The organism is Lactobacillus sp. C449L, from assembly GCF_059900815.1.
In genome coordinates this window covers 520,523-534,806 of record NZ_JBWXGA010000001.1, presented here as the reverse complement: position 1 = coordinate 534,806, position 14,284 = coordinate 520,523, and the positions used below count along the sequence as shown (strand labels likewise).

Here is a 14,284-nt window from a genome sequence, read left to right as displayed (position 1 = left end):
AGATGGTAAATGCAGTTAAATTAAAAAATTTAGTGCGCGATAATAAAATTGCGTATGTTGTACAAGGAAAACAGTATGTTGATAACCACGAAATCAAAGTTTCTGACATCTATCGTCCTGGGCTTGAATTAACTGGGTATTTTGACTTCTATCCAAAAAATCGGATTCAGCTTTTAGGTCGAACAGAAATTTCATATGCGGCCAGACTAGATCACGAGAGTTTGGTACAAGTTTTTCGAAAATTATGTACTCCGGAAACTCCCTGCTTTTTTGTTTCGCGCTCGCTTCCGATTCCTAAAGAGTTGAAAGAAGCCGCTGAACTGGCAAAAATTCCGATATTGTCCTCGAATGAATCAACAACTTATGTTTCAAGTATTCTAACTGAATACTTACGGGAACGTTTAGCTGTTAGAGATTCTATTCATGGTGTTTTGGTTGAAGTAAAAGGGATGGGTATCCTGCTTACTGGTGACTCTGGAGTAGGAAAATCTGAAACAGCGTTAGGACTAATTCACCGTGGTCACCGGTTAATTGCCGATGATCGGGTTGATATTTACCAAAAAGATGTTGAAACCGTTGTGGGAGAAGCTCCTCAGATATTAAAGCACCTGATGGAAATACGTGGTATCGGAATTATTGATGTTATGGATCTTTTTGGAGTTGGTGCAGTCAAAAATCGAGAAAGCATCCAGTTAGTGATTAAGCTTGTTAACTGGGACAATAATGTTAATTATGATCGCTTAGGCTTTGAAGAAAGTAAACGCGAACTATGTAATGTTGAAGTACCGCAGATAACTATTCCAGTTAAAGTGGGACGGAACATGGAAGATATTATTGAAATTGCGGCCATGAACTTTAGAGCTAAAAAAATGGGCTATAATGCAACTACTACATTTGATAATAACTTAACTGCTTTAATTGCTGATAATTCAAAGAACAAATCAACAAAGGATATAGATAAATGATTTTAGCAATCAGTCCAAATGCCTTTAGTATAGGCGGTTTAAGTGTAAAGTGGTATGGCATTATCATGGCGGTCGCTATCATATTAGCTGTTTCAATGGCAATTGTTGAAGGTAGAAAACGCCAGATTGAAAGTGAAGACTTCGTAGATCTTCTTTTATGGGCTGTCCCGTTAGGCTACATCGGAGCACGTATTTACTACGTTGCCTTTGAATGGGGCTATTATTCGCAGCATCCGGATCAGATTATTGCAATTTGGAATGGTGGAATTGCAATTTATGGAGGCTTACTAGCAGGATTGGCAGTTTTACTAGTTTTCTCATACAAAAGGATGCTGCCACCATTTTTGATGCTTGATGTGATTACTCCCGGAGTTATGGCAGCGCAGGTTTTGGGGCGCTGGGGTAACTTCTTTAACCAAGAAGCTCACGGCGGACCGACCACTTTGAGTTTTTTGCAAAGCCTGCATTTACCGGATTTTATTATTAGTCAAATGAAAATAAATGGAGTATATTATCAGCCAACTTTTTTATATGAATCTTTCTTTAACTTAGTGGGTTTGATATTAATTTTAGCTTTGCGTCACAGAAAACACTTGTTTAAGCAAGGTGAAGTATTCATGCTGTATCTTGGATGGTACTCTGTGGTGCGGTTCTTTGTTGAAGGCTTAAGAACTGATAGCTTGTATTTAGTTGGCAGTATTCGTGTGTCACAATTGCTTAGCCTGATATTATTTGTTGCAGTTATTGCATTGTTTATATATCGTCGTCAAGTTGTGAAACCGAAATGGTATCTTGATGGTAGTGGATTGAAATATCCGTATTCAAGAGATTAAGATAGTAAATAGTTTTAAATATAGAAAGTATGGAAAAAATATGACAAAAATTGCAGTTTTAGGAGCAGGTTCATGGGGTACGGTTTTAGGTTCAATGCTTGCTGATAAGGGTAATGAAGTTATTCTATATGGTAACAATGAAGATGTTAATATTGAAATTAACGAGCATCATACCAATGAGCTTTACATGAAAAACTGGAATGTTAATCCGGAAGCTACAGCTACTGGTGATTTAAATGTTGCACTTGACGGGGCAGAGGTTGTTTTATTTGTATTACCAACGCAAGCAATTCGCATTGTGGCAAAGCAAGCTGGCCAAATTATTGCTAAATCAGGACGTAAGCCATTAATTGTTACCGCAACTAAGGGTATTGAGCCGGGTACTAAGAAACTAATTTCGGAAATTTTGACGGAAGAAATTTATCCTAATGATGCTGATCAAATTGTTGCAATTTCTGGTCCAAGTCACGCGGAAAGTGTTGCCCAAAAAGACTTAACTGCGATTTCTTGTGCGTCAACTAGTATGAAAAATGCGGAAAAAGTCCAAGAAATGTTTTCTAATGATTACTTCCGTTTATACACTAATAGTGACTTAATTGGTGTTGAAGTTGCCGGTGCTGTTAAAAACGTTATTGCAATTGCGGCTGGAATTTTGGTTGGTAAAAAATATGGTGATGACGCCAAGGCAGCGCTAATGACTAGAGGCTTAGCTGAAATCACACGATTAGGCGTTAATTACTTTGGTGCTGAACCGATGACCTTTAGTGGTTTGTCTGGAATTGGCGACTTAATTGTCACTTGTACTTCAGTTAACTCCCGTAACTGGCGTTGTGGTAAGCAACTTGGGGAAGGTAAAAGTCTTGACTACGTATTGAAAAATATGGGACAAGTAGTAGAAGGAGCGACAACAGTCAAAGCTGTTCATGAATTATGTCAGGAAAAACGAATCGATATGCCGATTAGTGAAGCTATTTATCGTGTTCTTTATGAAAATGCTAATGTTGATGATGAAATTACAAAAATGATGGGCAGAAGTCCTAAACAGGAAATTAGACTTTAATCTACTTCCATTGTAATATTTACTTACGAAAAATAAGAAATTCATAAGGTGGAAATATGACCAAAAAATATGACGTAATTGTTATTGGTGCAGGTCCGGGCGGACTCACTGCTGCACTATATGCTTCCCGTGCTAATTTATCAGTATTAATACTCGACCGTGGCCTCTACGGTGGCCAAATGAATAATACTGATGCTATTGACAATTATCCTGGCTTCTCAGAAATTAAGGGTCCAGAATTAGGCGAAAAAATGTATAACTCAATCATGAAATTTGGTTCTGAGTTTGAGTATGGTGACGTACAGTCGGTTTCTGTTCAGGGCAACGAAAAAATTGTTAGAACTGATACTGCTGAATACAGTACCCAAGCTTTAATTATTGCCACTGGAGCTGATCATCGCCATTTAAACGTTCCCGGAGAAGAAGAGTATTCCGGCAAAGGTGTTTCATATTGTGCTGTTTGTGATGCAGCCTTTTTCAAAGATGAAGATATTGCTGTCATTGGTGGTGGTGATTCCGCTATTGAAGAAGGAATTTACTTAGCTCAAAGCGCCAAATCAGTGACGGTTGTTCACCGTCGTGACCAATTGCGGGCACAACCGACTTTACAAAAGCGTGCCTTTGCAAATGATAAAATACACTTTATTTGGAATGGGATTACCAAGTCTATTGATGGTGATGGCAACCGGGTAACTGGAATAACATATGCAGATAAAGAAACTGGTACGGAAAAGAAACTTGCTGTTCGTGGCGTCTTTATCTATGTTGGTGTTAATCCACAAACTCAACCTTTTAAAGATTTAGGTATTACAGACGATCAAGGCTGGATTCCCACTGATGAACATATGCGTACAAAAGCTGACGGAATTTTTGCATTAGGTGATGTGCGTGCCAAAGATCTTAGACAAATTGCTAATGCGGTTGGTGATGGCAGTATTGCCGGTCAGCAAGCATATAACTATTTACAGAGTTTAAACGATTAATAATATTCTTAAAAAAGGATTCACTTGAGTTGAATTCTTTTTTTATTAATGCGGAATGACTAGAAGATAAATGCTAGAATAAGAACTATGATATTGAGTTTGTTTAGAGGTTTTATCTTAGAAAACGAGGTTTAATACTGTGACTGACGCAGAGAAGATTTTTCAAAATTGGCAAAAAGCACCAAACATGCCCGACTATTTAAAGGAAGAGTTAACGAAATTAGGTAAAAATTCTAAATGGGTTAGTGATGCCTTTGGACAGGACATTAACTTTGGAACTGCTGGTATGCGTGGACAACTTGAACCGGGTACTAACCGAATTAACTTATTTACGATTGGGCGGGTAACCGAAGGACTTGCTCGTTTAATTGATGAAAATGGAAGCGCAGCGCAAAAACGTGGGGTAGTAATTTCGTTTGACTCGCGCTACCATTCCCGTGAGTTTGCGGAACATGCTGCGCGAGTTTTAGGCAAACATCATATTCGTGTTTATCTTTTTGACGATTTACGACCAACGCCAGAATTATCATTTGCCGTGCGGTATTTGCACACTTTTGCGGGTATTAATATTACGGCTTCACATAATGCTAAACAATATAATGGCTATAAAGTATATGGTGAAGATGGCGCTCAAATGGGGCCAGAAGATGCTGCTCGGGTTTTTGAATACACTCAAAAAGTGGAAGATATATTTGCTGTAAAAGCTGCTCCTGTTGAAATTTTGCGAGCTAATGGAAATTTACAATTGATTGGTGAAGACATTGATGAAGCGTACCTTGCGGAATTGAAAAAAGTCAATGTTAATAAAGAACTGATTAAGGCTAATGCGAAGCAACTAACAATTATTTATACACCTTTGCATGGTACGGGAAAGATGCTCTATGAACGGGCATTCAAACAAAATGGTTTTACCAATATCGTTCCCGTACCTAGTCAGTCAATTCTTGATCCAGAATTTCCAACAACCAAAAAACCAAATCCCGAATATCGAGACGTTTTTAATCCGGGAATTAAGCTTGCAAATGAAAAGAATGCTGACTTAATCATTGCTACAGATCCGGATGCTGATCGAATGGGTGCCTGTGTAAGAACCAAAAACGGTGGTTTTCAAGTTTTAACGGGAAATCAGATTGCCACATTAATGATTTACTACCTGCTAGTTAATCTGAAAAGTCGTGGTAAGTTGAGTAGTGATTATGAACTAGTTACTTCGATTGTTTCTAGTAGTATGCCAATAAAAATTGCTCAGGATTTTGGTATTAAAACTAAGTCAGTCTTAACAGGCTTTAAGTTTATTGGTGAAGAAATTGATCGGATGAATAAAGAGCATGATGGTAAGTTTTTGATGGGATTTGAAGAGAGTTACGGCTATCTGTTTAAACCCTTTGCACGTGATAAGGATGCTATGCAGGGAGCAATCATGTTTGGCGAGGTGGCTTCATATTATGCTTCACGGAAGATGACCGTTCTTGATGGATTAACTGAAATTTGGCAAAAGTATGGAACATCTTACGAAATTACTCGGGCAATTGAAATGCCGGGAATTGGTGGTCAGAAAAAGATGGCTGACTTAATGGAAAAACTACGCTCCGAGCATTTGAACACAGTTGCTGGCGTCAGGGTAGTTAAAATTCAAGATTTTCTAAAGCAAGAAGAAGTCGCTAATGGGAAAACTAAAACTATTTCTGGATTACCAAAATCAAATGTCTTGAAGCTTTATTTAGCCGATGAGACTTGGCTCGCCCTAAGACCATCAGGAACTGAACCAGTAATTAAAGCCTATGTTGGAGTTAACAAGCCAACTATTATGGCAGCTGAGCAGTCTGCTGAAGATTATCAAGCAGCTCTGGCAAAACTCTTAAAATAAAGACAAAACGCGTGCGAAAATACGTTCGATATAGTAGAATAGAATACGTGAAATATAAGTTGGGCTTTTCTGTCCAACTTTTTTACGAGGAGCCTTTCTATGATTAAACGACAAGATAAACGTAAATTTGAACTTGTCTCAAAATTTAAGCCAGCTGGTGATCAAGAGCAGGCAATTAATAAATTGACAAGTGGATTTAAAAAAGGCTATAAAGAACAGATTTTGGAAGGTGCTACCGGTACAGGTAAAACCTTCACTATGGCCAATATAATTGCAAATTTAAATAAACCAACTTTGGTTATTTCGCACAATAAAACCCTAGTTGGTCAACTTTATGGTGAATTTAAGGAGTTCTTTCCGAATAATGCGGTTGACTACTTTGTTTCATACTATGACTATTATCAACCTGAAGCCTATGTTCCTCAGTCTGATACTTATATTGAAAAAGACTCGGCAATCAATGATGAAATCGACCAGTTGCGTCACCAGGCAACCAGTGATTTGATTGAGCGTAATGATGTTATTGTGGTCGCTTCTGTTTCTTGTATTTATGGTTTAGGTGATCCTAATGAATATGCAACAAGTGTGATTACGGTACATGAAGGCGATGATTATGGTAGAAATACCTTGCTGCGCAACTTAGTTAATATTCAATATGATCGTAATGATATTGATTTCCAGCGAGGACGTTTTCGAGTTCGAGGTGATGTAGTTGAAGTCTTTCCTGCTGGTAACTCCAATCATGCCTACCGAATTGAGTTTTTTGGAGATGAGATTGACCGCATAGTCGAAATCGATGCGCTAACTGGTGAAGTCATTGGTGAACGAGAGAGTATTTCCTTATTCCCGGCAACGCATTTCATGACTAATGAGGAACAAATGCGGCGTGCACTTAAGGCCATTTCACAAGAAATGAAACTGCAAGTTAAAAAATTCGAAGGTGAAGGCAAACTGCTAGAGGCCGAACGTATTAAGCAGCGTACCACTTATGACATGGAAATGATGGGTGAGGTAGGATTTACCAGCGGTATTGAAAACTACTCTCGTCATATGGAAGGACGTAAGGAGGGTGAACCACCTTTTACACTACTTGATTTTTTTCCAGATGATTTTTTAATTTTGATTGATGAGTCTCATGCGACAATGCCTGAAATTCGCGCTATGTATAACGGTGATCGTAACCGAAAGAAGACCTTAATTGATTATGGCTTTAGGCTGCCATCAGCGTTAGACAATCGCCCGTTAAAAATTGAAGAGTTTGAAAAGCACGTTAACCAAATTTTGTATGTTTCCGCAACTCCAGGTGACTATGAGCTTGCCAGAACCAATCATAAGGTTGAGCAAATTATTCGACCTACCGGACTGCTTGATCCCAAGATTGAAGTTAAGCCAGTTGAAGGACAGATCGATGATCTGGTTGGTGAAATTAATCAGCGAATTGAGCGTAACGAGCGCGTCTTTGTCACTACTTTGACTAAAAAAATGGCAGAAGATTTGACTGATTATTTGAAAGATCTAGGAATTAAAGTGCAATATTTGCACTCCGATGTAAAAACGCTGGAACGAATGCAAATTTTACGGGATCTACGATTAGGTAAATATGATGTTTTAATCGGAATTAATTTGTTACGTGAGGGGATTGATGTACCTGAACTTTCCTTAGTGGCAATTTTAGATGCTGATAAAGAGGGATTTTTACGAGCTTATCGGCCCCTTGTTCAAACCATGGGACGGGCATCGCGTAATTCGAATGGCGAAGTGATTATGTATGCTGATACGGTTACTGATTCAATGCGTCAAGCAATTGATGCCACCCAAAGACGACGTAAATTACAAATCAAGTTCAATAAAGAACATGGAATAACACCAAAAACAATTGTTAAACCTATTAGAGATGTTATTTCGGCCACTAAAGTTGCTGATGAAGTGGTTGAAAAAGACAGTTTTGCCGACTTGAATTTTGATGAGTTGACCAAGAAGCAAAAGCAGACGATGATTAGTGATCTGCGTAAGCAAATGCAAGAAGCAGCAAAGAAGCTTGACTTCGAAGGAGCTGCTACTTTGCGGGATGCAATTATGGAATTAGAAAGTTCCACTAGAAAACCAGTTACTAAAAAAGGAAAAACGCTAAATGGTAAATAATAAGATTGTTATTCGCGGAGCCCGCGAGCACAACTTAAAAGATATAAATTTGTCAATTCCAAAAGATAAAATGGTCGTGATTACTGGATTGTCTGGCTCTGGCAAGAGCTCTCTAGCTTTTGACACACTATACGCAGAGGGTCGTAGGCGCTACGTTCAATCACTGTCTAGCTATGCACGGCAGTTTTTGGGGCAAATGGATAAGCCAGCAGTTGACTCAATTGATGGCTTAAATCCAGCAATTTCGATTGATCAGCGAACAACTTCGCATAATCCGCGCTCAACGGTTGGGACGGTAACTGAAATTAATGATTATTTACGACTTTTATGGGCAAGAGTAGGTCATCCAATATGTCCAAATGACGGAACTTTGATTGAGCGTCAATCAGTTGAGCAAATGGTTGATCGAATTTTGGCATTGCCAGAACGGACACGCATTCAACTTTTATCGCCAATTGTAAGGTCAAAACGTGGTGCTCACAAAGATGTGTTCAAGCGTATTCAACGGGCAGGTTATGTTCGGGTAATCGTAGATCAGGAAATGCATGAAATTGGTGATGATTTTGCTTTAGACAAAAATAAACAGCATACCATTGACATTGTTGTTGATCGATTGGTTGTTAAAGAGGGAATTCGTTCACGCCTTTTTGATTCGGTTGAAGCTGCTTTACGCTTATCGGAAGGTTATATGGACGTTGATATTATTGATGGCGAAACGCTTAATTTTTCGGAATACTATGCATGTCCGAAATGTGGCTTTACCGTTGGTGAAATGGAACCCAGATTGTTCTCTTTCAATGCCCCTTTTGGTGCCTGCCCAGAATGTGATGGCTTAGGAGTTAAGCGTTCAGTGGATGAAGACCTGCTTGTTCCTGATAAGAGTAAGACGTTGGCCGAAGGTGCAATATTACCGTGGAAAAATTCTAAATACTATGGTGGAATGCTTGAACAAGCTTGTAAAGCACTAAAGATTCCAATGAATAAACCATACGGTAAACTGACCAAAAAACAAAAAGAAATGTTATTGCATGGAACTGATAAGGAAATTAATTTTCATTTATCAGGTGAATTTGGAGTTAAGGATACTAAGGCACCTTTTGAAGGAATTATGGCAAACGTTGAACGGCGTTACATGAATCCAATGTCTAAATTTATGCGTGATGTCATGGGCAAATACATGACGGAAATGACTTGTTCCACTTGTCATGGTAAGCGCCTTAGCCCTAAAGCTCTAGCAGTTAAGGTAATGGATAAAGACATTTCCGAAGTATCGGAATTATCAATTAATAAAGCTCTGGAGTTTTTCCAAAATCTTAAATTAGATAAGCAAGAGGCAGTCATTGCTAAACCAATTTTAAAAGAAGTTCGTGATCGATTAACTTTCTTAAATAGTGTTGGACTTGACTACTTGACCTTATCGCGATCAGCCAATACACTTTCTGGTGGTGAAGCACAACGGATTAGATTAGCAACCCAAATCGGATCAAATCTCTCGGGTGTTATGTATGTTTTGGATGAGCCTTCAATTGGGCTACATCAACGTGATAATGATCGCTTAATTGCTGCACTCAAGCGTATGCGTGATTTGGGCAATTCTTTGATTGTTGTTGAGCATGACGATGAAACGATGAGACAGGCCGACTATCTGATTGATATGGGTCCAGGTGCTGGCGAATACGGTGGCGAGGTAATGGCTGCTGGAACACCTAAAGAGGTTGAGCAAAGTACTAAATCGTTGACTGGGCAGTATTTAGCTGGCAAAAAGTTTGTTCCTGTTCCTTTAAAACGCCGTAAAGGAAATGGTAAAAAAATAACAGTTACTGGCGCTGCTGAAAATAACTTAAAGAACCTGAAAGTTGATTTTCCACTAGGCGAATTAATTGTAGTTACCGGTGTCTCTGGATCTGGTAAGTCAACGTTAGTAAACATGATTTTAAAACGGGCTTTAGCTCAAAAACTGAATCGTAATCAAACTAAGCCTGGAAAGTATAAGAGCATTTCTGGCTTCCAAAATCTTGAAAAGATTATTGATATTGATCAAAGTCCAATTGGACGGACACCAAGAAGTAATCCTGCTACGTATACTAGTGTCTTTGATGACATTAGAGGACTTTTTGCTCAGACAAATGAATCAAAACTGCGTGGTTATACTAAGGCGCGGTTTTCATTCAATGTTAAAGGCGGCCGCTGCGAAGCTTGCAAAGGGGACGGAATCATTAAAATCGAAATGAATTTTTTACCCGATGTTTACGTGCCATGTGAAGTATGTCATGGCAACCGCTACAATTCTGAAACGCTTGAAGTTACTTATCGCAAAAAAAATATTGCTGAAGTGCTCGATATGACAATCAGTGAAGCCTGTGAGTTCTTTAAAAACATCCCTAAGATTGCTCGTAAGATGCAAACAATAGTAGATGTAGGTCTAGGATATGTAAAACTTGGACAATCTGCTACAACTTTGTCGGGTGGGGAAGCACAGCGAATGAAGCTGGCATCTGAACTACAAAAAATTTCAACTGGCAAAAACTTTTACATTTTAGATGAACCAACAACAGGTCTGCATACTGATGATATTAGAAGATTGCTTGATGTTATGCAGCGCCTTGTTGACCAAGGAAATACAGTTTTAATTATTGAGCACAACCTTGACGTAATTAAAAACGCCGATTGGTTAATTGATCTTGGTCCTGATGGTGGAGAAGGTGGGGGTAACATTGTGGCCACCGGAACGCCCGAAAAAGTTGCAAAAGTTAAAGGCAGCTATACTGGTCAGTATCTCGCTCCAGTATTAAAAAGAGATACAGCGTTAACCAAGCAAGCGTCTAAAAAAACCGGCAAATAGTGTTTATTTATTTTTAAAAAGAGTAAAATAACGGTCAAGGAGGAAAACAAATGAATAATTTTTCTAATTACAAAGAAAATCGAGGCTTTAATTGGGCTGCACTTATTTCAGGTGTTTTAATGATAATTGCGGGGCTATTTTTAATTAGACACCCTGGTAAAGCTTTGCACGCATTCGTATTGTTATTTGCAATTGTTTCAATTGTTCAAGGTTTTGTCTGGTTAACTTTTTATAGTCGCTTTCATTATTATGTTCCGGTTAGCTGGCTCTCAATTGTTTCAGGAGTTTTGGATATTATTGTGGGAGTACTATTTCTATATTCCTATGATGCTGGAGGACTTACGATTGCGTATTTATTCGCATTTTGGTTTTTGTTTGATTCAATTTCTGGAATTACTTTCTCATGGCATTTACGCGACTTATCAAGTTTTTATTTTTGGATAAATATAATTTTGAACATTCTAGGACTATTAATTGCAATTAGTTTAATGTTTAATCCTGCTTTGTCTGCTTTAACATTAATTTGGCTTGTTGCTTTTTGGCTGTTGATTTTCGGTGTAGCTGAAATTGTTGCGGCATTTGCTCGTAGATAACAAATGAATAAGATAAAAAAGTTCCTTTTCGGGCTTTTTTTTTGCCAAAAAACTTAAGAAACACCCGGTATGATATAATTGGCTTAAAAGGGGGCTAATGAAAATGGCTGACAGTAAAAAACAATTACTAATCGTCACGGGGATGAGTGGCGCTGGTAAAACAGTTGCCTCGCATGCCTTAGAAGATATGGGCTATTATGTAGTCGATAATTTACCTCCAACTTTACTTTCAAGTTTTTGGGATTTAATTGTTAATTCAAACGATTTTAAGAAAGTTGCTGTGGTGGTTGACCTTAGGATTAAAAATTTTTATAAGGACTTAGTTAATGAGGTTAATTCGCTTGAAGATAATAGTAGAGTGCAGACTAGAATTGTCTTTTTAGAGGCCTCAAATGACTGTTTAGTAGCTCGTTATAAGGAAACTCGGCGTATTCCTCCCCTTGGCCATGATGGTCGATTACTTGATGGTATTTTGGAAGAACGGCAAATTTTAGAAGGAATAAAAAATCGTGCAAACGATATTATCGACACCTCAAATTTGAAACCAAAAGAGTTGAGACAGAAGCTTTTTGATGAACTAGGTGATCATAATAATCAAACATTCTCCGTTGAAGTTATTTCCTTTGGCTTTAAGTATGGTATTCCGATTGATGCTGATATTGTGATTGACGTTCGTTTCTTGCCTAATCCGTTTTATCTTCCTGAACTGCGCCCGTTTACCGGGTTAGACAAACGAGTTTTTGACTACGTAATGGACAAAAAAGTTACAAAAACCTTTTACAGTAAATTGTTGGATTTGATTGAAACTGCTTTGCCAGGCTATATTCAAGAAGGTAAGGGAAAGTTAACTGTGGCAATTGGTTGTACAGGCGGTCAGCATCGTAGTGTTGCAATTGCCAGGCAGCTTGCTCACGATTTAGCAGAAAATTATACAGTAGATATCACTCACCGTGAAATTAGTCGGTATACTAGAAAAAGGTGATAAATATGACTTATGATAATTCAAAGACAATTCGAGTAACTAAAAGCCGGAGACCACAAGTAGTCGTGATTGGTGGTGGTACAGGGCTTCCAGTAGTTCTGAATGCATTAAAGGACCAAAATGCCGAAATTACCGCAATTGTGACAGTTTCAGACGATGGAGGTTCATCTGGTTCGATTAGAAACTTTATTAATGTTGTTCCTCCTGGTGACATCAGAAATGTTTTGGTTTCATTAAGCGAGATTTCGCAAGAAGAAAAAGACATTTTTCAATATCGTTTTGATTCTTCGGATTCATTCTTTTCTGGTCATGCAATTGGGAATCTTATCATTGCCGCTTTAAACGAAATGCATGGCAATATTTTTGACGCAGTTCAATCGTTATCCAAAATGATGCGAGTTGATGGACATGTTTTTCCAGCTTCAAATGAACCGTTAACTTTAAATGCTGAGTTTATCGATGGTACTACTCAAGCGGGCGAAAAAGAAATTACCAATATGGATAAGCGTATTCAGCGAGTTTGGGTAACTGATTCTAGTTCAACGGCAGAACCTCAAGCTGTTTTACCTGTTTTAGATGCAATTATGAAAGCTGATGCAGTAGTTTTAGGGCCAGGAAGCCTATTTACTTCAATTCTACCTAATCTGATGATTCCCAACTTAGGCGAGGCAGTTAGAAAAACTAAAGCAGAAGTAATTTACATCTGTAATATCATGACCCAGTTAGGAGAAACCGATCATTTTTCTGATTGTGATCATGTTTCGGTTATTAATAAACATCTTGGTGGTCATTACATTAATACTACTTTGGTTAACGGGGCTAAGATTGATATGTCTAAATTTGATCCAGACGACTATGATGCTTATATAGAGCCTGTAAAGAATGATTACCAAGGTTTGCGTGAGCAAGGGTGCCGAGTTATTACTGATGATTTTATCGACCAAAGAAGTGGCTTGGTTTTTCACGACGGACAAAAAGTAGCACATGAAATTATTAATCTTGCTTTCGCCGCGATGGCTCGTAGAAAGAGGCTTGAGTAAACAATGGCAAGTTACGCAAGCAAAGTTAAGAAAGAGCTAACGTCGCTTTCAATTTTGCCCGAGCATGCTAAGGCAGAGCTGGCGGCTTTTTTACGAATGAATGGTGTCTTAAACTTTCATGATCATATGTTTAGTTTGGATATAACAACTGAAAATCCAGCAATCGCACGTAGAATTTTTTCTTTAATTAAAATAGCGTATCACGTTGAACCACTGTTAATTGTCTCTCGCAAAATGAAGTTAAAGAAAAATAATCAGTATCTTGTGCGATTACAAAATCATGTGCGAGAAATTTTAGCTAATTTGGAAATTTTAACTGAGGATTCGGGTTTGATCACTCGCATTCCGACTCGAATTATTGAATCTCGTGAAGGTGCAATGTCGTATTTACGTGGTGCTTTTTTAGCAAGTGGAAGTGTTAATAATCCGGAAACAAGCCGATATCATCTTGAAATCTATTCAGCATACGAAGACCATAATGATGATTTACTTGAACTAATGAATCATTATTTTAGCCTAAATGCTAAAACGACTAAACGTCGTCGGGGCTATATTGTCTATTTAAAAGAAGCTGAAAAAATTGGTGATTTTTTGCATGTTGTTGGTGCCATTAACGCAATGCTTTCATTTGAAGACTTGCGCATTATGCGTGACATGCGAAATTCAGTGAATCGATTGGTTAATTGTGACACTGCTAATCTTAAAAAAACTGCTAATGCTGCCGCCAAGCAAGTCGAAGATATTGAGGCCATTGACCGCAGAATCGGATTAGACAATATCCCAGAAAAGTTGCAGGGAATAGCACGTTTGCGCTTAGATAATCCTGAATTATCTTTAAAAGAAATTGCTCAGCAGGTACCTGATGGACCAATTTCAAAGTCTGGTGCTAATCATCGTTTTGCCAAGTTACACGAAATGGCAAAAAACTTAGCAGACTAAAAAAGCTCCGAAAGATAATTCGGAGCTTTTTTAATGTG

General features: G+C 38.2%; 11 protein-coding genes. All 11 read left to right on the top strand.

Features of this window, described 5'->3' with window-relative positions:
- The first annotated feature begins 2 nt into the window (after positions 1-2).
- Positions 3-965, top strand: a complete 963-nt coding sequence (gene hprK / locus AC2JF9_RS02530) for an HPr(Ser) kinase/phosphatase (RefSeq protein WP_500725187.1) — start codon at positions 3-5, stop codon at positions 963-965.
- Positions 962-1,798, top strand: a complete 837-nt coding sequence (lgt, locus tag AC2JF9_RS02525; RefSeq protein ID WP_500725185.1) for a prolipoprotein diacylglyceryl transferase — start codon at positions 962-964, stop codon at positions 1,796-1,798. The genes hprK and lgt overlap by 4 nt, the downstream gene beginning before the upstream one ends.
- Before the next feature lie 40 nt (positions 1,799-1,838).
- Positions 1,839-2,858: an NAD(P)H-dependent glycerol-3-phosphate dehydrogenase gene (locus AC2JF9_RS02520; protein WP_500725183.1), complete on the top strand. Its 1,020-nt coding sequence runs from the start codon at positions 1,839-1,841 to the stop codon at positions 2,856-2,858.
- 56 nt (positions 2,859-2,914) lie between these two features.
- Positions 2,915-3,841, top strand: coding sequence for a thioredoxin-disulfide reductase (trxB, locus tag AC2JF9_RS02515; protein ID WP_500725182.1), 927 nt, complete (start codon positions 2,915-2,917; stop codon positions 3,839-3,841).
- Positions 3,842-4,028: 187 nt separating this feature from the next.
- A complete protein-coding gene (locus tag AC2JF9_RS02510) occupies positions 4,029-5,708 on the top strand; it encodes a phospho-sugar mutase (protein WP_500725389.1) in 1,680 nt (559 codons plus the stop codon).
- Positions 5,709-5,807: 99 nt separating this feature from the next.
- Positions 5,808-7,850, top strand: a complete 2,043-nt coding sequence (gene uvrB, locus AC2JF9_RS02505; protein WP_500725181.1) for an excinuclease ABC subunit UvrB — start codon at positions 5,808-5,810, stop codon at positions 7,848-7,850.
- Positions 7,840-10,692, top strand: a complete 2,853-nt coding sequence (uvrA, locus tag AC2JF9_RS02500) for an excinuclease ABC subunit UvrA (protein ID WP_500725180.1) — start codon at positions 7,840-7,842, stop codon at positions 10,690-10,692. The genes uvrB and uvrA overlap by 11 nt, the downstream gene beginning before the upstream one ends.
- 50 nt (positions 10,693-10,742) lie before the next feature.
- Positions 10,743-11,285, top strand: a complete 543-nt coding sequence (locus tag AC2JF9_RS02495; RefSeq protein ID WP_500725179.1) for an HdeD family acid-resistance protein — start codon at positions 10,743-10,745, stop codon at positions 11,283-11,285.
- A gap of 103 nt (positions 11,286-11,388) precedes the next feature.
- Positions 11,389-12,267 carry an RNase adapter RapZ gene (rapZ, locus tag AC2JF9_RS02490; RefSeq protein ID WP_500725177.1) on the top strand — a complete coding sequence of 293 codons (879 nt, stop codon included), beginning with the start codon at positions 11,389-11,391 and terminating at the stop codon, positions 12,265-12,267.
- 5 nt (positions 12,268-12,272) lie between these two features.
- Positions 12,273-13,307, top strand: a complete 1,035-nt coding sequence (locus tag AC2JF9_RS02485) for a gluconeogenesis factor YvcK family protein (RefSeq protein WP_500725176.1) — start codon at positions 12,273-12,275, stop codon at positions 13,305-13,307.
- A 3-nt stretch (positions 13,308-13,310) separates the two neighbouring features.
- Positions 13,311-14,246, top strand: coding sequence for a DNA-binding protein WhiA (gene whiA, locus AC2JF9_RS02480; RefSeq protein WP_500725174.1), 936 nt, complete (start codon positions 13,311-13,313; stop codon positions 14,244-14,246).
- The last annotated feature ends 38 nt before the right edge of the window (positions 14,247-14,284 follow it).